The organism is Aureitalea sp. L0-47 (assembly GCF_026126405.1).
In the GTDB taxonomy this organism is placed as follows: Bacteria; Bacteroidota; Bacteroidia; order Flavobacteriales; family Flavobacteriaceae; genus Pukyongia.
In genome coordinates this window covers 204,786-226,733 of the sequence record NZ_JAFMTQ010000004.1, presented here as the reverse complement: position 1 = coordinate 226,733, position 21,948 = coordinate 204,786, and the positions used below count along the sequence as shown (strand labels likewise).

The window sequence follows — 21,948 nt, the reverse complement described above, 5'->3', positions numbered from 1 at the left end:
CGTAATTTCCTAAAATCACTACAAGGCTTCGCGATTTCTTAACGGAAATTACTCATCTATACTGACGAAAAGGGTTTTAAAAATGGCCCAACCCCCTAAACTTGCAAACTGTTTATTGTCCGGTGTCAGATGGTCTTAAAACCTCATAAACTAATAAACCACTAAACTAATAATCTAATCACCTTCTACGACGAAGCCCACAATATCCAAGGCGTAGCCAACAGGAAGATTATTGTGTTCAGCACCGTGATGATGGCTCCTTGTTTATAGATATCCCTTGAAGGTAAATAACCACTCCCGGCGAAAAGAACGTTGGAACTGGAAGCCTGGGGGGTAATGACCGCGAAGTAGTTGGTGGCGAACGACAACATAAAGGCCATGAGTGCTGCCGGTACTTCCGCATTTACTGCTACTTGCAGGAAGACGGCGTATAAAGCGAGCAGGTGTGCCGTCTGACTCACAAACAAATAGTGGATCACCACGTAGAGCACCGTTAAAAAGATGTAGGCTGTTATCCAGTGGAAATCGCCTATGTAGCTTGCTATCTGTACGCCAAGGGTCTTCATAAAGCCCATATCGTTCAGTGCCGTACTCATCATGTAGAGAATGGCGAACCAGACATAGGTTTCCAGGGCGTCGCCCGCACCGGAGCGAATATCGTTCAGTGAGTACACATTCGAAAGGATGAGAATTGAGAGTCCGAGGAAGGCGACGATCGCCAGGTTGATGTTCAGTACCGGGGAAAGTGCCCACAGCAATATCATTCCGAAGAAAGTGATTCCCATGATCCATTCCTGCTTGCTCATAGCACCCATGTCGTCCAATGCCTTGCGAGCCATTTCGGGAGCGTGAGGAGTGTATTTGTCCTCCGGTGGATACAATTTGTAAAGTACGTAGGGAATAACAATAAGCGCTACCAGGCAAGGTACCGAAGCGACAAAAAACCAATTCCCAAAATTCATATTCACGCCGAAGTCGGCAGCAATTCCTGCTCCAACGGGATTCGCCGCCATACCGGTGAACCAAAGCGCAGAGCTGATGGTATGCCCGGAAATAGCCGTCATCATAAGATAACTTCCTGTTTTCCTTCGGCTTTCTTTGGTGGGTAGCGAACCTGTGTCCAGCGCCAGGGCGTGGGTGATGGGGTAGAGGATGCCCGATCTGGCCGTATTACTAGGAATAGCTGGTCCAAGTATGGTGTCGGTAGCGACTATGCAATAGCCAAGGTTGAGGGTTGATTTCCCGAAGCGACGTATGAGTATAAATGCGATGCGCCTTCCTAATCCCGACTTGATCACTCCCTTTGCCACCAGGAAGGCGGCGAGGATAAGGAGAATAAAACTTTCTGAGAAGCCTGAGAAGGCCTTTTCAGGGGTGAGGACGCGGAGCATGACCACTGCGACCAGCGCGATGATGGATGCCGTGAAAATAGATAGTGCTTCTAGCAGGACGCCCAGGATGGCCGTGATAAAGATGGCGAACAAATGCCAGGCATCGGGGCTGAGGTCCCAGGGGATGGGCAGGTTCCAGATCACCAGTCCGAAGACGAGTGTGATCACTCTTTTTATCCAGAGGAGGGTTTGGTTTTTTGGGGTTTCTACTTGCGGTTGGATATCGCCCATTGGATTTTGCTCTGGCTAAAGTTAGGGGAGTTGAACGGGAATGACAAATCCGGGTATTTCGGCACTTTAATATTCTTTGAATTTATTTGCAATCCAAACTTCTAAGGATCTCTTCATTATTAACGATTTAAATTCTTAATGTCTTGATTATTAAATATTTGATATGAATTTGTATCTTCATTCAAAACAGTAAAATATGAAGGAAGAAATTCAAACCACCGTTGCACAGATACGCAGTCTGTTGTTTCATTTGGAGCAGATGATAGCAATTTATGAAAACGAAACAAGATGGAGTAGAAAGGATGAAGAGGCCATTGAGTGTACTTCCGATTTTCCCTTCGGTCCGGGCAGGTCGATGCGTACATATTGGGTTGAGGTAGCCGGAACAAGTAATGCGAGGGATTATTGCGCAAACCTGAAAGGAGTAGAGGCCTGTCAGGAAAAAATCAACGATCTGGAAATCACAATGCTATTTTTTCATCTGCAGGGGTGGATTGGTCAAATGTCCGATCGGTTCCGAAGAAAATTAGACACGACCACTGAAAAACTAGAAGCGTATCGTAAGACTTTATTCGTTCTCTGTCACCTGGAGAAAATCAAGAAATCCCTTGAGGCGCATATTGCTGAACTAGGTGGCTAGTTAGCTATTTCTAATAGCTACATTTCGATTTCCTTTTTGGTCTGGAATAGGTGTAGATAAGGCTGTTCATAAGCCCGGCAGCAAAGACCATTCCTATGAAGAAATAATTGTAGTTGGGTACATCTTTAAAGAGGAAAGCGGCTACCAGAATGAGGGCAGCCCATACGATGGCGTTGATCAGAAGTAGTTTTTTCACAGGTCTAAAATTTAGTTATTGCCAGATTATGGACTAATTAGTAATGATGGTTAGTAGTGAAATGTGCTAATTTGTTACAAAACTAATTATTTTCAAACTCCTCGTGGCCGTCACAGATCTGCATGGAGGGGTGAAGGGCTATTTTTCCTTCTTCGGAAAGGACCACTTTTTGCCTGTTCAACAGGAAGTCTAATGCATATTCTTTTGGGAAGGCAGTCCCTGAGCATGCGCCGAAGTGAATATCCTCGCCCCAGGTATCGCCAATGGCGGTTACCAGTTCCTCGGGAGTCCATTGTGCATTGTTCTTTTCAACCAGAAAGATCACTTCGTGAATGTGTTTGATGTTATTCATAAGGCAGATCCGGATTTTTGTTAAAGATAGGGGAGTTGGTGGAAACTTTCAAACGAATTGGACTATGATTATTATGTTATTTTGTTAGGGCAAGAATTGTTAACTATTTGAGGACCAATACTTTTTTGTAACTTTAAGGAGTACATTTTAAAATATCCCGCGTTTTGAAAAGAGCCACCACTACAACACTGTCCATATTATTTTTATCCACCCTATTTCTTGTTTCCCTGGGATGCCGAGAAGGCACTAGCTCCACGGATACAGCAGAGACCTCTGAAGATTTGACGGAAGAAGTGTCTGAATCCACAACCGCATTATCGACCCCTTCGAGCGGAGACCCTACCGACAATGGAGAGGTACGTTTCACTTTGGATGGGGCCCAGTGGGTGAGTGGCCCTCCCGGCCATCCGGAAATGAACTTCGAGGAGGAAGCCATCACCGATGACAACACCATGGTACGTATCGAGGCCCTGGCGGCCGATGGCTCCTATTTGGCACTTACTGTTTATAGTGAATCCGGGGTGGGCGTGGGTACCTATGCCATTACCGATATGGGTATGCGGGGATTCTACAAAGAAGACTTTAATGAAGCAGACGCGTTTATGACCAGTGGAATGGAAGACAACCCGGGTACGATCACTATCTCACGTCTTACTCGTAATGAAGTAGAGGGCAGCTTCCAGTTTGCCATGCGCAGCTCCGGCGATCCTGAGGATATCAAGCAAGTCACCAACGGAACTTTTAGCCTGCGTTTTACGCGTATTTGATGTAATTTAAAGGCTGCAATTTCCGTCGATCAGGTCTTGAAGGGTAGGATTGTATCCATTACCATACACAATGTATTGGCCCCCAATACCATTTTGATCAACCAAACTTTGAAGACCACAAAAATCCGTCAAACTATCACATGTTATGATCTCAAGATCGGATTGAATGCTTACCAGATTATTCAGTGCATCCAAATTTGTTAAATAGATCATATTTTGAATGTGAAGTCTGCCTACGGATGATAAATTTTCCAGTCCACTTAAATCGGTGAGTGATTGTTCTGATCTTATATAAAATTCTCCCCCAACTGATGTAAGGTTGTTAAGGGGACTCAGGTTATTAAGACTATTCCCGAACAGTTCAAAATAACTACCAGTATCTGTTACGTTCTGGAGGCCGTCTAAACTTTGTAATGACGGATTATCTATTAATGAAATCCCTTCTTGAGCGGTTTGTAAATTGGAGATTCCGGAGAGGTCAATTAGATTATCATTTGACCAAATTAATAATGCGTCAATTGTAGCTGAGATGCCCGAAAGTCCATTTATATTGGTTATCAATGGGTTCATATTTATTGTAATATTTCCACGATTTGGGAATCCAAGATTCGTGAGTCCATCGATATCTTCTAATTCAGGATTGTCGGAAACGGATAAATAAGGATTATCCCCATTGAGAACTTTCATAGAAGGAATATTAATCAGCCCTCCAAGATTTTTAATCTTATCGTTACGGTCAATTATCAATTCATTTAATGGTGTAGAAATGCTAGATAATTCATTTAAATCTATAAGTTTTTCATTTTGAACGATACTCAGGGCCTTATTAATCTCCTGTATACTCTCAAGTCCACTTAAATTCAACAACTCCGGATTGACAGCTACAGTTAGGGAGCCCACCTTTTGAATCCCATTTAAGGGCGATAGATCACTGATATAATCTGTTGAGCCTGGGGGTGTACTACCAACAAAGAGCACTCCATCAATTGTGCAATAGTTGTTACTGGCAAAATTATTAACATCGGTCTGAGTGCGCAGTAACACATCCCCGGTGTAGGTATTTGCATCGCAATTTACCTGAGTTTCAAAAGTTGCCTGACCGCTGTAAGCGATTCCATTCGCATTTTCTGCGAATGCTCTCACGTAGTAGGTGGTGCCTTGCACTAATCCTGTTAATGTGCTTGAAAATGCACCTTCTCCCTGACCTGCATTTACCACAGAATCGTTTATATCCGGATTGGCTTCTGTGCTCCAGCAAAAACCTCTGCGTGTAATGGAAGAACCACCGCTGCTCGTCACTTCGGCGTTGACCGTAACCGAATCAAACCCAATATTATTTAAGGTAAGATTGGAAACAGAAGCCGGAACTGTGCTTACACTGTCATCATTGGAACTACAGCTAACCACAAGAACAAGTAGAATAGCATAGAATAACTTATTTAGCATTTTTGAAATTTTTGAATTGGGTATTGTTTTAATTAGAATTCACCTTGCAGTTTCCAACCCACGATCTCCGGTGGCCCCGCCAGGAAGTTCCTGGAGTCGGTCATGAATTGCTGCAAATGCGGGGTTTCCATGTGGGCACCGTAATAATAACTGGCATCGCTCCATACCTCGTATAGCAGGATGTTGGTATCGTCTTTAGCATCCACATGCATAGTGATACTCACAAAATTGGGTTCTTTTTTCACCTGTTCCAGTAGTTTTGTTATGGCTAGAACGGCCTCCGCGCCCTTGTCTGGCTGGGCCTTAAAGCGGACGGTGATAATGGCGTTTTCGGAATTGGCTGTTTGTGCTGTTGCAGTGCCAATTCCCATATGGAGGAGGGTGGTGAGGATGAGGAGGATTGAGCGAATAGGTTTCATTATGGATGTGTTAATGTGAAATTGAAGTTAGTGATTTCTGTCTAAAACCTTGGCGTTGATTTATAGCCACTGTTGGGCACAGTTATATTAGTTTGTTCATGTCAAATTCATAGCCTGAATTTTTCAGTTCTTTGGCCAATTGAAATTTCCAAGCTTCAGCTTTATCAATTTGGATATATACTACACCAGCTATATCGTTAGGAGTTTCAATTTCACCTTTGACTAGTGCACAAACATTTTCACGTCCAATTTTTCCCATTAGAAATCCGTGTTCGAAAACAACATTTTGTCTAGCCCTGGGTTTCAAATCAGGGGTTTTGGCATTTTTTCCTCCGATATCGCAAGGTGTATACAGTACGATTCCAAATCCGACGTTTGAGTATTCTTCAATCTTTTCAATTATTGTTTTGCTTGAACTTGCTTGCTCATGAAGTATGATAGCTTTTAAGTTTAAAGATTCAATAAATCGAGCTACGATATTCTTTACCTCATTATCATGCCCATGGACAATAAAAACCTTTGTAATATCCAAATTTGTTCGAGGTTGACTTGAGTTTGATAATTTGACGGGCTTGATTCGTAAGCACGCTTGTAAAGCAGAAATAACTTTGTTCATTTCAGATTCAAAGGTGGACTGGTAGTTTCCATCTAGTCGGCTGCTGTCGAATTTTTCAAAAATTCGCCATGGAGAGCTATCTTTTCCATAATTGGAAAGTATAAAATCTTCACATTCAGCCGCCCATGCCTGCATTTCAGGAGTGGATTTGCTATATAGCTCACCGTAAGACTCATACGAGCATTTTTCGAATGTATAATCCTTAGATTCGTTAATTAGTTCGTTAATTTTATTTTCCATTCTTTAATTGTGCCCAACGGTTGCATAAAGTTACTAAACCTAAACCACCATTGCTACGTTTACCCATAGTGATTATCAACATTGTTAGCAATAGTTCATCCCCCCAACTGCACTGTTCTTTGCATGGCATCATAGCGTTTGCGCCATTTGGTGAGGTCCTTGTTTAAATGATCGTCTATATGCACCGGGTCCTTAGTATTAAACAGTCCACCCCAGCGTAGTTCCGGGTCGTCTATAATGGCTTTCAGGAACTGGTGGACCGGCCCCGGGACATTGGGGTATTTTCTCAACACAGAGCTGTTGGCCCATTTTCCATTGTCGTAGACCAGGTTCATATCGATCCCATGACCCGCCAGGTGGTTGCTAAACGTAGCCGGGGGCACTATGGCACCATTCACGTTGGTGGTAGTGCGGAAGGAGCTTGTAATATGTATAAACACATCGGCATCCTCCGCATGTTTATTGATCTTCTTAAGTTTCGGCAGGAATTGTATGTCGGCCCTGCAGGGCTTGCCCTGGAAACGGGATCCCTCGTACAAAATAAGCGGTGAGCCACTGTGTGGTAAATTCTGCAAGGCCAGTTCGCTCCAGTGCTTTCCGTAGAACTTGTCAATATCCTTCAGCATTAAATTAATAAGAGGCCTGGTGAGCCAGTCGCCATCGCTTTGCACCCCGTTATCCGCCGCATACTTGATCATGGCGGTTCGGGTGTTGTTGCCGTAGAGTCCATCGGCCCCAAAGCGGGCGAATTTCAGTTCGGCGCCATAGCCCAGTGTGTTCAGCAGTACCTGTACGGCCGAGATACTCATCTTGGTCCCTTTGGAAATATACTTGCGCGTGCGCAGGTCGCTTTGGTGGATCTCCCACAGCACATACATTTCCGGCAGGAAATCGTGCCGCTGCAGGATCACCTTTGCCAGGTCCTTGGAGACTTTCATGCCATCGGTCTGTATGCCGTTCTTAGCGGCAAAGGCCTTTACGGTATTGGCCGTGGCATTTCCGTAGTCGCCATCGGCATTGTACTGATCCCATTTGAGTTCCTTCTTAAACCCCAGCTCGAAAAGCACCCGCTGTAAGTCGGTTACCATTTCGGTATCTGTGGAGCCTTTCTTAAGCCTGTTGGCGAAGTTGGGTTGGGATAATGCCGCTTCAATAATATTAGAACATTCCATTGGTTAGTTTTAGGCCGTTCAATAAAAAACCCCGCTAGTCACGATGGTGTCGTGATATAGGGGGGAGAATACAGTTTAAAGATAGGGAAAAAATGTTAAAAGTTTAAAGTCGGAAGTCGGAAGTCAGAAGTCGGAAGTCGAAAGTCAGAAGTGGGAAGTCAGGTGATAGAAGTGCAAAGTGACCCTTCGGTACATCCGCCAAGGGCGGATACTCAGGGTCCGATAGTAATGGTCACTGAGTGTTTCGAATGCAATGAGAAATGTATCGAAGTGACTGGTGTTGGGAGTTGATTAATTAGGTGTTCGTGAATCTTCGATTTCGATAGGTATTTTTAGGCTTTCAGCCTAAAACCATTCGGATGCATTCCTCTCATCACGCTGTTGCGTGATTCGTCGGATGCAGAAAAATCACTACAAGGCTTCGCGATTTCTTAACGGAAATTACTCATCTATACTGACGAAAAGGATATTACTCATGGCCTACGCCCAAAACTGCGCCTCAGAGACGACTTCGGGACCCGCCGGATGCAACCGAGAGGACAACTAAAAGCTGTTTGAACCACCATCGGTGGTGAGTTCTTTTAGTTGCGAGGTAAAGAGATGGCGGGTGAACAAGGCTCTGCAGCGCTAGAGTTTTTTGGTACTTTTTTGGGCAATGCAAAAAAGTACATAAAGGAATTATCGTCTCTTCTTCCTCGCAGCACCACTACCACCAATAATAATGAACCCTATCAAATACCCAACCCAGTACCAGGTACCGGAATTGCTCTCGGCATAAATACCCACGTCCATATTGAAGATCTTACCCACAACCGCGAAAGGCAGGCAGATGCCGTGCCAGATACCGTAAAAGAAGCCGTAGGTCTTGTCGCTTATGCCTTCAGGAGCACAGGAGGTTACGGTTACGAGTATGAGTAGGAGGAGTGAAAATCGTATGAGATGCTTTTTTTTCATGATCAGATAGTTTCATATAAAGATAGTAAATGAAGAACCAAATTTGAGAACCAGGATGCAAATTTGAGAACCAGGAACCAAGAATCAGGATTCAAGAACTAAGAGGTGTGAATGAACAAATCAACACAAGTATGAAATCACAAATCTCAATCTGCAAATCACAAATAATAACCAATACAAAAATCTCAACTAATTATTTTGGCCTTGGAATTTGGAGCTTATTTGTAATTTGATCTATTGTGGTTTGGTATTTATTTCCGCTTCACCAGTTCTCGATACGCCTCACTACGTTCGCCACTCGAACTGACATACACAAATAAACGTATCAACGAATCAACACAAGTGTGAAATCACAAATCTCAACCTGCAAATCACAAATAATAACCAATTCAAAAATCTCAACTTCGGAGATTGAATATTAGTTATTGGAGCTTATTTGTTATTTGATCTATTGTGGTTTGGTACTTTTTTGAAAAAAACGGTTCTCGACACAATCCACCATGCTTCGGCACTTCGGTTAACTCAGCGCATCGCTCCGCTCAGCATTCAGGTGGATCACTCGAACTGACAATGGCTGTTCGTCACTTCGATACAACAGCCACGGGCTGATACTCAGTGACCAATACTTCGGACCTTGAGTGATTCACCGGGTTTCGATACTTCCGCAAATGGCAGACACTCAACCATCGGTGAATCGTATCGAAGGGTCGACTGCAGAGTCCCTAAGCACAGGACAATCCAAGAAAATCGTACATTAGTATCATGCCTGTCTGGTTACATGCGCTGATTTGGGTGGTCGCGATATACATCGGGATCAGCGTGGCGCTGTATTATCTTCAGGATTACTTTCTCTTTAAGCCGGAAAAACTTCCGAAGGAATTCCAGTTCTATTACGAACATCAGAAAGTAGAAGAATACAACCTGGAAACCCGCGACGGGGCTGTAATCAACGGTTTGCACTTTATCACCGATAACCCCAGGGGAGTGGTGCTCTACCTGAAAGGAAACTCCAAAAGCATGAAAGGCTGGGGAAAGTTTGCCGTGGACTTCACCAGGCACGGCTACGACGTATTCATGGTGGATTACCGAGGCTTCGGAAAGAGCAGAGGCAAACGAACGCAGAAGGCCCTGAAACACGACCTTCAGCATGTCTACAATAAGATACGCGAGCGGGTTTCAGAAAAATACATCATCCTTTACGGCAGATCACTGGGCTCCGGTTTTGCAACCAAGCTGGCGTCCATGAACAATCCGCGCATGCTCATCCTGGATGCACCCTACTACAGCCTTACCAAGGTAACGGGCCGCTATATGCCCTTTATGCCGCTATCTGTTATTCTGAAATACCCCATGCCAACCTACAAATGGATCAAATACGTGAAATGTCCTATTCATATCATTCACGGTACCAACGACAAACTCATCCCTTTTAAGACCAGTGTGAAGCTCTCAAAGATCAACCCTGAGCGTACACGTTTATGGCCCGTAATTGGCGGCGGACATAAAAACCTGAATAATTTTGAATCCTATCACAAAATGTTAGGCGAGATTATTAATTTTGTCGACCGTGATATCGACCTGGAAACAACCAGTATGAAGGTTAAACATTCATCGAAGAGATAATATGAGAATCATAAAGAAAGTGCTGATAGTTCTTGCCGTCCTTATAGTTGTTGTAGTGACAGGCGCCTATTTCCTTCAGGAGAAGATCATTTTTTTACCCTCCAAACTATCCCAGGAATACGTCTATGAGTTCGAGCACGATTTCGACGAGCTGTTCATTGAAACGGAAGATGGTGCCAAACTTAACGCCATTCATTTCAAGAAGGAAAATCCCAGAGGGATCATCGTATACTATCACGGCAATGCGGGAGATCTTTCCAAATGGGGTCAGATCACTTCTCATTTTCTTCAGTACAACTACGAAGTACTCGTAATGGACTATCGCGGCTACGGAAAGAGTACGGGGAAGCTTTCGGAAGAAGTTTTATATAAGGATGCACAGCTTATGTACGACAAGGCAAAGGAATTACTTCCGGACCGAAAGGTCATTGTTTACGGTCGCTCGATAGGTACACCCATTGCGGCCTATGTGGCCTCAAAGAACGACCCGAACACCCTTATCCTTGAGACGCCTTTCTACAATTTTAAGAAACTGGTGAAGCAGAAAGCACCCTACGTGCCTTTGGGATTGGTGAAATATGAATTCCCAACAGCAGATTTTGCCGATGATGTTAAATGCAGGATCGTCATCATCCACGGAACGGACGATGGCATCGTGCCTTACGAATCCGGACAGCAATTGTTCATGGTGTTACCCGAAGATCGCAGGGAAATGGTGAAGATCGAAGGGGGTAAGCACAACGACCTTTTCAATTTCCAGGAATACAACTATGCGATAGGGAAGGAATTGCGGTTCTAGTTACCTTTCTTTTTCTTTAGTTTCCCAACACCCTTTCCACGTTTTTCAAGCTTCTTGCGGTATTCCTCCAGGGCTTTCAGGCGCTCGGCCTCTTTGGCTTCCAGCATTTTCCGTTGTTCCTCCGCTTTAGCTTTGGCAGCTTCTATGGACCGCTGAAGTTCTTCTTCCTCCTGCTTTTTCTTTGCTTCCACCATTTTCCTGTTCTCTTCGTCAATGGCGAATTGATCTGAAGTCTTTGTCTGTTGGTCCATATTAGTGTCTTCCCGGAAATACTGGTTTTCCTCGCCATCGTCGGCAACGATAACCGCACCTTTCTCGGAAGAAGTGGCTTCGACCTCCTGGACGATCACTTTGTTGCCTTCTTTCTTAACAACCTTCTTTACGGTAGTCTCCTTCTTAATGGTTTTGTTCTCCTGTGCCGTACTAAAGCCAATTCCCAGGGCCATGCACAGACTGAAAAGTAGTATTTTTTTCATTTTCTGAATTTGTAAGGTTCACATAAAGTTACTAAATCCTGAAATAAGTAGAACGATAAAAATTCAGGATGGGTGATGGGTTCTTTTTCCGAATCGAAACTGTATATTTGCAACCGCTAAAAATCAAGGAATGAAAGCCGGAATTGTAGGATTACCCAACGTAGGAAAATCAACCCTCTTCAACTGCCTGTCGAATGCCAAGGCGCAGAGCGCGAATTTCCCCTTCTGTACCATCGAACCGAACATCGGGGTGGTGAACGTGCCGGACGCACGTTTAGTGAAGCTGGAAGAGTTGGTAGACCCGGAAAAGGTGATCCCTGCAACGGTCGAGATCGTTGATATCGCAGGTTTGGTGAAAGGAGCCAGTAAAGGTGAAGGCCTTGGGAACCAGTTCCTGGGGAACATTCGCGAGACGGATGCTATTCTGCATGTGCTGCGATGCTTCGACAATGACAACGTGGTACACGTAGACGGCAGTGTGGACCCCATCCGTGACAAGGAGACCATAGATATTGAACTTCAGCTAAAAGACCTTGAAACTACCGAGAAAAGAATCGATAAGGTCGCGAGGGCCGCTAAGACAGGGGACAAGGAAGCCCAGAAAGAGGTTGCTGCCCTTACTAAGATCAAAACCGGTCTGGAAGCAGGGATCTCGGTGCGAGCCATAGAAGTAACCGAAGCCGAGCGCGAAGATTATATCAATCGTATGCAGTACATCACGGACAAGCCGGTGATGTATGTGTGTAACGTGGATGAGGGCTCAGCAGCAACCGGGAATGACTATGTGGAACGGGTAAAAGCCGCCGTGGCCGATGAAAATGCCGAAGTACTGGTACTTGCGGTAGGAACCGAAGCCGACATCACAGAACTGGAGACCTTCGAGGAACGACAATTGTTTTTGGAGGATATGGGGTTGGACGAACCCGGTTCGGCTAAGCTGATCCGTGGAGCATACAAACTACTCAATCTTCAAACATATTTCACTGCCGGAGAGAAGGAAGTTCGGGCCTGGACAATTCCCGTAGGTGCTACGGCGCCACAGTCGGCGGGAGTAATTCACACCGACTTCGAAAAGGGATTCATTCGTGCGGAGGTGATCAAGTACGATGATTACGTGAAATACGGTAGTGAAGCAAAGGTGCGAGAGGCTGGAAAACTAGGCATTGAAGGGAAGGAATATGTGGTTCAGGATGGTGATGTGATGCATTTCCGCTTTAACGTGTAAGCACTTTCTTACTTTTCTTTTCTTTGGAATGTGTTCCGAAGTATAAAAATCATAGAATAATTACTAACAATTTCGGCTCAGAATTGTTAATTACTTTCCTTTTATTAGGTTTTCATTTTCTCTGTGAAACCCTATATTTAGGGCTTATTCAGCAACTTTTATGGCAGAGACTCAATATACCGAGGATAATATCAGATCGCTCGATTGGAAGGAGCATATCCGCATGCGTCCCGGTATGTATATCGGGAAGCTTGGGGACGGTTCTTCACCCGACGACGGGATCTATATTCTGTTGAAGGAAGTCATCGATAACTGTATCGATGAATTTGTGATGGGAGCCGGGAAGACCATCGAGATCCGTATCAAGGACAAAGAGGTTCGGGTTCGTGATTACGGCCGTGGCATCCCACTGGGTAAGGTCGTGGACGTGGTGTCCAAGATGAACACCGGTGGAAAGTACGATACGCGTGCCTTTAAGAAGTCGGTTGGATTGAACGGTGTAGGTACCAAAGCTGTAAATGCGCTGTCTACCTTCTTCAGGGTTGAATCGGTTCGTGACGGAAAGATGAAGGCGGCTGAATTCGCGCATGGAGAGCTTAAGCAGGACCCCGAAATTGAAGAGTCGTCCAAGCGGAAAGGTACTCGCGTAATTTTTATTCCGGACGAAGGCATATTTAAACACTACAAGTACCGTGTTGAGTATGTCGCGAAAATGCTTCGGAATTATGTGTACCTCAATCCGGGACTTACCATTGATTTTAACGGGGAGAAGTTTTATTCTGAAAACGGCCTGAAAGACCTGCTGGAGGACAATATGGCTAAAGAAGATATGTTGTATCCCGTGATTCACCTGAAGGGAGAGGATATTGAAGCCGCTATCACACACCATAAAACCCAGTATAGCGAGGAGTATCACAGCTTTGTGAATGGGCAGAACACCACCCAGGGAGGTACACACCAGTCGGCCTTCAGGGAAAGTATCGTGAAAACTATTCGTGATTTCTACGGAAAGAACTACGATGCCAGCGACATCCGAAAATCGGTAGTTGCGGCCATCAGCATCAAGGTGATGGAGCCTGTTTTCGAGAGTCAGACGAAGACAAAATTAGGTTCCACCGAGATGGGTGGCGGATTTCCAACGGTTCGCACCTATGTGAACGACTTTATAAAGACCCACCTGGACAATTACCTGCATAAGAACCCTGAAGCAGCAGAAAAGATACAGCGCAAGATCCTCACAGCCGAGAAGGAGCGCAAGGAATTGAGCGGCATCCGAAAGCTTGCCAGGGAGCGCGCAAAGAAAGCGAGCCTTCACAACAAAAAGCTCAGGGACTGCCGTGTGCACCTGGGGGATATGAAAAAAGACCAGCGACTGGATACTACGCTCTTTATTACGGAGGGAGATTCGGCCAGTGGAAGTATTACCAAGAGCCGGGATGTGAACACCCAGGCGGTCTTCTCGCTTCGCGGGAAGCCACTGAATAGCTATGGGATGTCCAAAAAGGTGGTGTATGAGAACGAGGAGTTCAATTTGTTACAGGCGGCTCTGAATATTGAAGAGTCCATAGAAGACCTCAGATACAACAACATAGTGATCGCAACGGATGCCGATGTGGATGGAATGCACATTCGGTTGCTGCTGATCACATTTTTCCTTCAGTTCTTTCCTGAACTCATCAAGGAGGGGCATCTGTACATACTTCAAACACCGCTGTTCCGCGTTCGGAATAAGAAAGAAACCATTTATTGCTATTCAGAAGAAGAAAGAATTAACGCCATTGAAAAGCTAAAGCCAAAACCCGAGATCACACGATTTAAAGGGCTTGGGGAGATATCGCCGGATGAATTCCAGCATTTTATCGGTGATGATATGAGGCTGGACCCGGTAATGCTGGACAAGGCGATGAGTATAGAGGAGTTGTTGAAATTTTATATGGGTAAGAACACACCCGATCGCCAGGAATTCATTATCAATAACCTGAAAGTGGAACTGGATAAAGTGGAGGAATAATAAATGACCGAAGACCAAACCAACGAAGAAGAACTTAACCAGGAGTCTGAAGAAATTCAGGATATCGGCGAAGGTGATTCCGGGGAAACTATAACCCGTGTCACCGGGATGTACCGCGACTGGTTCCTGGACTATGCCAGCTATGTGATCCTGGAGCGTGCCGTTCCCGCCATTGAGGACGGTTTTAAGCCTGTACAGCGCCGTATCATGCACTCCATGAAGGATTTGGACGATGGCCGCTATAACAAGGTAGCGAACATCGTGGGCCATACCATGCAGTACCACCCTCATGGAGACGCCAGTATTGCCGATGCCATGGTACAGATAGGACAGAAGGACCTGCTTATCGATACCCAGGGAAACTGGGGAAATATACTTACCGGCGACCGAGCGGCCGCTTCCCGATACATTGAGGCCCGACTTTCGAAGTTCGCCATGGATGTGGTCTACAACCCAAAGATCACCGAATGGCAGGCTTCCTACGACGGCAGGAGGAAGGAACCTATAAACCTTCCGGTAATGTTTCCCATGCTGCTCGCACAAGGGGCTGAGGGCATCGCTGTGGGGCTTTCAACCAAGATATTACCCCATAACTTCATTGAACTAATTGATGCCTCTATAAAGCATCTGCAAGGCAAGAGGTTCCAGATCGTACCCGATTTCCCAACCGGGGGTATCATGGATGCCACGAATTACAACGAAGGCAACCGTGGTGGTAAGATCAGGAGCAGGGCGAGGATCAGTCAGCGGGACAAGAACACCCTGGTGATCACGGAGATTCCTTTCGGGACAACTACAACCTCCCTTATCGATTCTATACTGAAGGCCAACGACAAGGGCAAGATCAAGATTAAGAAGATAGAAGACAATACGGCGGCTGAGGTCGAGATCCTTATCCATATACCAAGCGGTATTTCTCCGGACAAGACCATTGATGCACTCTATGCCTTCTCCAATTGCGAGACTTCTATCTCACCACTGGGCTGTGTTATCGAGGATAACAGGCCTTTGTTTATTGGGGTTTCTGAAATGCTAAGGCGTTCCACCGACAGAACCGTGGAGCTGCTTAAAAGCGAGCTGGAGATCAAGCTGGAAGAACTAGAAGCACAATGGCACTTCGCATCCCTGGAGCGTATTTTCATCGAGAACCGGATCTACCGAGATATCGAAGAGGAGGAAACCTGGGAAGGCGTGATCGCTGCCATCGACAAAGGACTCAAGCCGCACACTAAACATCTCAAGCGGGAAGTGACCGAAGAAGACATCGTCCGACTTACCGAAATACGTATCAAGCGAATCTCTAAATTTGACATTGATAAAGCACAGCAAAAAATTGATGCACTGGAAGATAGTATTGCTGAGATAAAGAATCACTTGAACAACCTGATCACCTATGCGATCGACTATTTCAAGCGTTTAAAGAAGGATTACGGCAAAGGAAAAGAGCGCAAAACGGAGATCCGTGTGTTCGATGATATCGAGCGTACCAAGGTGGTGATCCGAAATACGAAACTCTATGTGAATCGCGAAGAAGGTTTTATAGGAACCAGTATGCGCCGGGATGAATACGTTACCGATTGTAGCGATATAGACGACATCATCGTGTTCACCAGGGAAGGAAAGATGATGGTGACCAAGGTGGATAGCAAGACCTTTGTGGGTAAAGGGATCATTCATGTGGCTGTCTTCAAAAAGAAGGACAAGCGTACCATTTACAATATGATCTACAAGGACGGAACGCGCGGTGCGACTTACGTAAAACGCTTTGCCGTTACTTCCATCACCCGCGACAAGGAATACGACCTCACAGCAGGCAGCAAGGGGTCTAAGGTGATCTATTTCACTGCGAATCCGAACGGAGAAGCAGAGGTAGTGACTATTTTGCTTCGTCAGTCGGGTAGTATCAAAAAGCTGAAGTGGGACCTGGATTTCGCCGACATACTGGTGAAAGGCCGCGGATCCAAAGGTAATATCGTGACCAAATACTCTGTAAAGCGTGTGGAACTGAAAGAAAAGGGTCTTTCTACACTCAAACCGCGCAAGATCTGGTTTGACGATACGGTGCAACGACTCAATGTGGACGGTCGTGGTGAGCTCCTCGGTGAGTTTACGGCGGACGACAGATTATTGATCGTAAAGCAGGATGGAACGGTTAAGACCGCTATTCCGGAGGTAACCATGCGTTTTGATGACGATATGATCATCCTTGAGAAGTGGGATCGTAAGAAGCCGCTTTCAGCTATATACTGGGACGGTGAGAAGGAGTTGTTCTACGTTAAGCGTTTTCTCATTGAGAATCCGGACAAGGACGAGTTGATCATTTCCGACCATCCTAAATCGTATCTGGAGAAGCTGTTCACGGACCATAGGCCTATGGCAGAAGTAGTGTTCGTAAAAGAGCGTGGAAAGGACCGAAAACCCAACGCGAAGCTGAATCTTGAAGAATTCATAGCCGTTAAAGGGATAACCGCCCAGGGGAACCGACTTACCCCAGACAAAGTGAAGGAAATCAATACGTTGGATTCGCTGCCTTACGAAGAGCCGGAGCCGGTTCGAGCAGAGGAAATCGATGTGGTGGACGAAGAAGCGGTGACATCCGAAGAAACTTCAGAAGAGAAAAAGAGTCCGACCAAGAAAGACGTGAAAAAGGATATACCTCCCGGAAACACCGACGATGAAGGGCAGACTACCTTATTCTAACCAATCATGAAGAAATTTTTCCAGGAATTCAAAGACTTTGCTGTAAAAGGCAACATGATCGACATGGCTGTGGCTGTGGTAATCGGTACGGCGTTTAACGCGGTTGTAAGTACTCTCGTGAAGAAAGTGATCATGCCGCCCTTATCGCTGCTCACAGAGGATGTAACGCTTGCTAACAAGAAATATATCCTTAGGGAAGCTGCTGAAGGAATAGAAGAAGTGGCCATTGGTTATGGGGAGCTGATCGAAGTGTCTATAGACTTTATTATCATCGCTCTTACAATATTTGTGGTGATCAAGGGTATGAATCGCTTTAAAAGCAAGGCGGAAGACCCTAAAGATAAAGAGGTGATAACTCCCAAAAACATAGAGCTACTCTCCAATATCGAGCATTTGATGAAAGAGCAGAATGAACTTCTGAAGAAGAAATAGTCTAGGCTTCGTCTTCGTCCTCCTCAAGGGGGACAGTTGTAACAATATCACTCGTCTTTTTACGGAAGCGCATATTCAGGAACTCTATAAAGATCGAGAACGCGATCGTAAAGTAGAGGTATCCCTTCGGGATGGCGCCTATTTCCTGGTCGAATACCACCAGGTGCGTTAAGTGTGCGCTTTCAGCAATTAACATAAAGCCGATCAGGATAAGGAAAGCCATACCCAGGATCTGAACCGTAGGGTGTTTGTTTACAAATTTTCCCACTGGATTTGCGAACAGCATCATTATGATCACGGAAGCCACCACGGCAATGATCATGATAAGGAGCGCGTCCTGGGGTGTATTTCCTACCCCGTTTGTCATACCCACTGCTGTAAGTATAGAGTCGAAGGAGAATACGATATTGATAAGAGCGATCTGTACCACGGCCTTCATCAAGGTTGTAGAGCGGCCTTTTCGTACTTCGCGCTCGTCATGGCCTTTGTCTTCCACCTTTTCGTGAATTTCGCTTACACTCTTATAAAGCAGGAAGAGCCCACCGGCAAAGAGGATGAGGCCTTGTCCGCTAACTCCTACCTTCAACCAGGAAAGGTTGATGCTCCAAAATGGTTTTTCCATAGCCACCAGCCAGGAGATCCCAAAGAGTAGAATGACCCTGATCCCCATAGCCATCAGCAGACCAATATTAGTGGCCCGTTTCTGAAGGCTTTTCTTTAATTTACTGGCAGCCAGTGAAATAAAGATGATATTATCTATTCCGAGAACGATTTCCAGGAAAGTCAGGGTTAGCAGTGCCATCAGGGCATCCGGAGTGGTTAGGATGTCGAACATAGGTGAAAATTTCAGCTAAAATAACAAGATTTTTGTGGAACCCTGCATTAAATCTCACTCACTCTTCTTTACGGCAGAGGCTCTGCTTTTGTTGGGTTTCCCCACTTCGTTGAATTCGAAGGTATAGCTGCTGCCCTTGGTGGTGAGTATCTTGATATGAATGGCCTTTTCTTCAGCCATGTTTTTTGGGTTGAGCTTTCGAAGAATATACTCACAGTCGTTGATCCAGCGAATCTCGGCCGTATCCACGCTTTCTTTGAAGTATTCGATCTCTATGGAATCGTTCCGTACGATGCGCGTGGTGAAGATCTCAGTCCCGCTCACTGCTTCAAAAGTAAATGTGCCCGTTCTGAAGTCGGCACAATTCCGTTCAACCTCGTAACATGAAGTGGCTAGTAAAAGGAGGAAAGCAGCAAATAGGACCCTCATAGTCGAATTTTTTGCAAATTTCCGAAAAAAGGAAGAATTATTTAGTTTTTGTACGACTTAAAACGACCGTCTTTGTAGAAAATCACGATTCGGTCGATCTCACTGTCCTTTATTGGGAGGGTCGGGTTTTCTTCTGAATTCTCTTCTGAAGGAATAAAAGGTAATCTCGCTTCGGTTTTATTCTGAACATCACTTTGCTCAATTTCAGGTTTTGAAGAAACAGGAGGGAAGGAGCCTTTTCCATTCAGCAACCAATACAGTTCCACTTCGGGATAGTGATCGATCACCTTCAAGACAAAATCTAGACTGGGTTTATTTCTACCCGAAAGCAAGTGTGAAATTGTAGAGCGATTCACTTCGATCTCTTCGGAAAAAGCAGTGGCAGAAATACCGTAATAATCCAGTATTTTCTGTAGTCTTTTTGCAAATTCCGCACTGTTTACCATTGTAACAAGTCCTTTGTAGAGATAACGTTTACAAATGTAAAATATTATTCGATTTTACACCAGTAAACAGTAAGTATTATTAGGTTGTAATTAAATTAAGAGATTAATTAAAGTAATTTAAAACGTTGAAATATAAATATTTATATTTGACATTTAGAAGGTATTCAATATTTGTGTTGATTTATATCGATTTCAAGGGTCATTTGTTTACACAGGTCATCATAATTCCAGGATTTACATGTTTACATCTGTAAACAAGCCTTTGTTTACCTTTGTAATCATGGAAGACGAACAAGCTTTGTACCCTGGTCTTTTCAAGTGTGAATTGGAGGGCAGATATGTTCATAATGATCATATTATTCCACTACTCGATCGGGCTAAAAATGATGTGGAAATTTCGGAGATCGGAACCTCCGAAAATGGGCTTCCGGTTTTTTCGGTGACGATCGGAAATGGTCCGATCAAAGTGTTGGGTTGGTCTCAGATGCACGGAAATGAGTCTACAACGACCAAGGTATTATTCGATTTCCTTCAGTTTGTTTGTCATAAAAAGGCCTTTCAGCAGGAAATCCATCAATTTTTAAGCAGTTATACTTTTGTCTTTATACCTATTCTGAATCCAGACGGTGCCCTGGCGTACACAAGAGTCAACGCAAATGAGGTGGATCTGAACAGGGATGCTTTAGATCAGAGTCAGAAAGAATCCCGTATCCTTCGCAAGGTGTACGAAGAATTTCAACCCGATCTGAACCTCAATTTACACGATCAACGCACTATTTATGGTACTTCCGAAGGCAAATCGGCTACGATCTCCTTCTTAGCACCGGCAGCCGATCCTGAGAGAACTGTTACCGATGCGCGAAAAACGGCTATGTCGCATATCGTTCGTATGAACAGGCGTCTACAATCCCTTATACCCGGCCAGGTGGCCAGGTACGATGATACGTACAACGAGAATTGTGTGGGGGATTATTTCGTTACAGCCGGGACACCCTCTATTCTTATTGAAGCAGGGCATTACAGGGTTGATTATCAGCGTGAAAGAACACGGGAGTTTATCTTTTATGCGTTGCTGGAACTTTTCGGGATCACAAAACACGAATCGGAAGTGCTGACGTACAAAGATTATTTTGACATCCCCGAGAACCAGGTGAACTTCAAGGATGTAATTATCCGAAATATTCGTGTAGATGGATACGATGAGCTTGTTTCCGTTGGAATTCAGTACAAGGAGATGTTAAAAAACGGTAAAGTTTTCTTCGATCCCATAGTGGAGGAAATAGGTAAGCTCGACGAGTGGTATACCCACAACGAAAACGATGGAAATAAGGGGTTTGCATTATTGAATTATCATAAAAAGGAGGGAATTGGTGAGAAAATTGTAACAATTATTGATAAAAACACAGAAAACACCCTATTTAATTCAACAGATATGTGCTAATTTTGTTGTATCATTGATAGGTTTTTACCAATAAAAGATTACAAGCAATGGCCAAATTTAAACTAGACGATACCGACCATCAGATCCTTGATATGCTTATCGAGAATACCCGGACTCCCTTTACCGATATTGCAAAAAAATTAGGGATATCTGCCGGAACCGTGCATGTGCGCGTGAAGAAAATGGAAGAGGGAGGTATTATCACGGGCTCGTCGCTCACACTTGACTACAAGAAACTGGGATATTCCTTCATCGCTTATGTGGGGGTGTTCCTTCATAAGACATCGCAGACGCAGTTTGTGCTGGAGCGAATTAACGAGATCCCTTATGTGACGGTAGCTCACGTTACCACCGGAAAGTTTAATATCTTCTGTAAGATCCGGGCGAAAGACACCAGTCACGCCAAGGAGATCATCTACCTGATAGATGATATCGATGGAGTAACCAGGACAGAAACCATGATCTCCCTGGAAGAGAGTATCAACGACAAAAAGCGTTTGATGCATTCCATTTTCAAAGAGATCTAAAAAATATTTAAACTAATAAGGCCCGAAAATTTCAATTTCGGGCTTTTCTTTTTTCTGAAGTATGAAAGTTCAAGACCTAAGCCCATCGGAGTACAATCCTTATTTCCAGGGTTATATAAGCAAGGTAGGGGAGCAGGCACTTTTAGATGGTCTGGTAGAAGGAATGCGAATCACCGAAACCTTTTTCAGGGCAATTCCCGAATCAAAGCAAACCTTTCGCTACGATGAAGGGAAATGGACAGCTAAAGAGATCTTGCTTCACATAATTGATTCGGAACGAATGTTTTGCTTCAGGGCGTTGAGCTTTGCCCGATGCGAAAACACCAACCTTCCTGGCTTTGATGAGAATGAATTTGCCGCGAATTCAATGGCAAACGATCGCAGCATGGAAGACCTTGTGGAAGAATACAGCAGTGTTCGTAAGGCGTCGATAGCGATGTTTAGCAGTTTTGATGAAGAAACATTAAAACGCATAGGACAGGCCAATAACAGCAAATTATCTGTTCGCGCAGCAGGATTCCTCATCTGCGGACACGAAATTCATCATCGCTCAATAATTTCGGAACGTTATCTTTAGGAT

Annotated in this window: 23 protein-coding genes; 11 read left to right on the top strand and 12 right to left on the bottom strand. The window is 44.7% G+C overall.

Annotated features, from left to right (window positions below; all coding sequences use genetic code 11):
* Positions 1-185: 185 nt before the first annotated feature.
* On the bottom strand, positions 186-1,622 hold the full coding sequence (locus tag J1N09_RS06825; RefSeq protein WP_265199176.1) for an anion permease: 1,437 nt from the start codon (positions 1,620-1,622) through the stop codon (positions 186-188).
* A gap of 196 nt (positions 1,623-1,818) precedes the next feature.
* Between J1N09_RS06825 and J1N09_RS06820 the strand changes: the two genes are divergently transcribed.
* Positions 1,819-2,262 carry a hypothetical protein gene (locus J1N09_RS06820; protein ID WP_265199175.1) on the top strand — a complete coding sequence of 148 codons (444 nt, stop codon included), beginning with the start codon at positions 1,819-1,821 and terminating at the stop codon, positions 2,260-2,262.
* 10 nt (positions 2,263-2,272) lie between these two features.
* On the opposite strand, the gene J1N09_RS06815 is transcribed toward J1N09_RS06820, so the two are convergent.
* Together J1N09_RS06815 and J1N09_RS06810 are read right to left on the bottom strand one after the other, a co-directional pair.
* Positions 2,273-2,458, bottom strand: a complete 186-nt coding sequence (locus J1N09_RS06815) for a hypothetical protein (RefSeq protein WP_265199172.1) — start codon at positions 2,456-2,458, stop codon at positions 2,273-2,275.
* 82 nt (positions 2,459-2,540) lie between these two features.
* The gene (locus tag J1N09_RS06810; RefSeq protein WP_265199170.1) at positions 2,541-2,810 is read right to left on the bottom strand and encodes a YecH family protein; all 270 of its coding nucleotides are present in this window, start codon (positions 2,808-2,810) and stop codon (positions 2,541-2,543) included.
* A 164-nt stretch (positions 2,811-2,974) separates the two neighbouring features.
* Here J1N09_RS06810 and J1N09_RS06805 point away from each other — a divergent pair, with 164 nt between their 5' ends.
* Complete coding sequence (locus tag J1N09_RS06805; protein WP_265199169.1) at positions 2,975-3,577, top strand: DUF6252 family protein; 603 nt, start codon at positions 2,975-2,977, stop codon at positions 3,575-3,577.
* A gap of 6 nt (positions 3,578-3,583) precedes the next feature.
* Here J1N09_RS06805 and J1N09_RS06800 read toward each other — a convergent pair whose 3' ends face one another.
* From J1N09_RS06800 to J1N09_RS06780, 5 genes are all read right to left on the bottom strand, one after another.
* The gene (locus tag J1N09_RS06800; RefSeq protein ID WP_265199167.1) at positions 3,584-5,023 is read right to left on the bottom strand and encodes a hypothetical protein; all 1,440 of its coding nucleotides are present in this window, start codon (positions 5,021-5,023) and stop codon (positions 3,584-3,586) included.
* A 32-nt stretch (positions 5,024-5,055) separates the two neighbouring features.
* Positions 5,056-5,442 carry a putative quinol monooxygenase gene (locus J1N09_RS06795; RefSeq protein ID WP_265199166.1) on the bottom strand — a complete coding sequence of 129 codons (387 nt, stop codon included), beginning with the start codon at positions 5,440-5,442 and terminating at the stop codon, positions 5,056-5,058.
* Positions 5,443-5,524: 82 nt separating this feature from the next.
* Positions 5,525-6,298, bottom strand: coding sequence for a nucleotide-binding protein (locus tag J1N09_RS06790; RefSeq protein WP_265199165.1), 774 nt, complete (start codon positions 6,296-6,298; stop codon positions 5,525-5,527).
* Positions 6,299-6,393: 95 nt separating this feature from the next.
* Complete coding sequence (locus J1N09_RS06785) at positions 6,394-7,470, bottom strand: peptidoglycan-binding domain-containing protein (protein ID WP_265199163.1); 1,077 nt, start codon at positions 7,468-7,470, stop codon at positions 6,394-6,396.
* Between the two features lie 678 nt (positions 7,471-8,148).
* Entirely contained in the window at positions 8,149-8,424 is a 276-nt protein-coding gene (locus tag J1N09_RS06780; RefSeq protein WP_265199161.1) for a hypothetical protein, read from the bottom strand.
* Between the two features lie 762 nt (positions 8,425-9,186).
* Here J1N09_RS06780 and J1N09_RS06775 point away from each other — a divergent pair.
* Both J1N09_RS06775 and J1N09_RS06770 read left to right on the top strand, forming a co-directional pair.
* A complete protein-coding gene (locus J1N09_RS06775; protein WP_265199160.1) occupies positions 9,187-10,047 on the top strand; it encodes an alpha/beta hydrolase in 861 nt (286 codons plus the stop codon).
* 1 nt (position 10,048) lies between these two features.
* Positions 10,049-10,846 carry an alpha/beta hydrolase gene (locus J1N09_RS06770; protein WP_265199158.1) on the top strand — a complete coding sequence of 266 codons (798 nt, stop codon included), beginning with the start codon at positions 10,049-10,051 and terminating at the stop codon, positions 10,844-10,846.
* Here J1N09_RS06770 and J1N09_RS06765 read toward each other — a convergent pair.
* On the bottom strand, positions 10,843-11,322 hold the full coding sequence (locus tag J1N09_RS06765) for a hypothetical protein (protein WP_265199156.1): 480 nt from the start codon (positions 11,320-11,322) through the stop codon (positions 10,843-10,845). The genes J1N09_RS06770 and J1N09_RS06765 overlap by 4 nt on opposite strands.
* Positions 11,323-11,452: 130 nt before the next feature.
* Between J1N09_RS06765 and ychF the strand changes: the two genes are divergently transcribed.
* The 4 genes from ychF to mscL all read left to right on the top strand — a co-directional run bounded on the left by ychF (position 11,453) and on the right by mscL (position 17,690).
* Positions 11,453-12,547, top strand: coding sequence for a redox-regulated ATPase YchF (gene ychF, locus J1N09_RS06760; RefSeq protein ID WP_265199154.1), 1,095 nt, complete (start codon positions 11,453-11,455; stop codon positions 12,545-12,547).
* Between the two features lie 160 nt (positions 12,548-12,707).
* Positions 12,708-14,558: a DNA topoisomerase IV subunit B gene (locus tag J1N09_RS06755; RefSeq protein ID WP_265199153.1), complete on the top strand. Its 1,851-nt coding sequence runs from the start codon at positions 12,708-12,710 to the stop codon at positions 14,556-14,558.
* Between the two features lie 3 nt (positions 14,559-14,561).
* A complete protein-coding gene (locus tag J1N09_RS06750; RefSeq protein WP_265199151.1) occupies positions 14,562-17,258 on the top strand; it encodes a DNA gyrase/topoisomerase IV subunit A in 2,697 nt (898 codons plus the stop codon).
* Between the two features lie 6 nt (positions 17,259-17,264).
* Positions 17,265-17,690: a large conductance mechanosensitive channel protein MscL gene (gene mscL / locus J1N09_RS06745; protein ID WP_265199149.1), complete on the top strand. Its 426-nt coding sequence runs from the start codon at positions 17,265-17,267 to the stop codon at positions 17,688-17,690.
* A 1-nt stretch (position 17,691) separates the two neighbouring features.
* Here mscL and J1N09_RS06740 read toward each other — a convergent pair whose 3' ends face one another.
* From J1N09_RS06740 to J1N09_RS06730, 3 genes are read right to left on the bottom strand one after another with little or no spacing between them, the layout of a single operon-like run.
* Positions 17,692-18,525, bottom strand: a complete 834-nt coding sequence (locus J1N09_RS06740; RefSeq protein ID WP_265199147.1) for a TerC family protein — start codon at positions 18,523-18,525, stop codon at positions 17,692-17,694.
* Positions 18,526-18,579: 54 nt separating this feature from the next.
* Positions 18,580-18,954, bottom strand: coding sequence for a DNA topoisomerase IV (locus J1N09_RS06735; protein ID WP_265199145.1), 375 nt, complete (start codon positions 18,952-18,954; stop codon positions 18,580-18,582).
* Positions 18,955-18,995: 41 nt separating this feature from the next.
* The gene (locus J1N09_RS06730; RefSeq protein WP_265199143.1) at positions 18,996-19,400 is read right to left on the bottom strand and encodes a helix-turn-helix domain-containing protein; all 405 of its coding nucleotides are present in this window, start codon (positions 19,398-19,400) and stop codon (positions 18,996-18,998) included.
* A 238-nt stretch (positions 19,401-19,638) separates the two neighbouring features.
* Here J1N09_RS06730 and J1N09_RS06725 point away from each other — a divergent pair, with 238 nt between their 5' ends.
* The 3 genes from J1N09_RS06725 (at position 19,639) to J1N09_RS06715 (ending at position 21,945) form a co-directional block, all read left to right on the top strand.
* Positions 19,639-20,841: a M14 family zinc carboxypeptidase gene (locus J1N09_RS06725; RefSeq protein WP_265199142.1), complete on the top strand. Its 1,203-nt coding sequence runs from the start codon at positions 19,639-19,641 to the stop codon at positions 20,839-20,841.
* Between the two features lie 47 nt (positions 20,842-20,888).
* Positions 20,889-21,368: an Lrp/AsnC family transcriptional regulator gene (locus J1N09_RS06720; RefSeq protein WP_265199140.1), complete on the top strand. Its 480-nt coding sequence runs from the start codon at positions 20,889-20,891 to the stop codon at positions 21,366-21,368.
* Between the two features lie 61 nt (positions 21,369-21,429).
* Complete coding sequence (locus J1N09_RS06715; protein ID WP_265199137.1) at positions 21,430-21,945, top strand: DinB family protein; 516 nt, start codon at positions 21,430-21,432, stop codon at positions 21,943-21,945.
* The last annotated feature ends 3 nt before the right edge of the window (positions 21,946-21,948 follow it).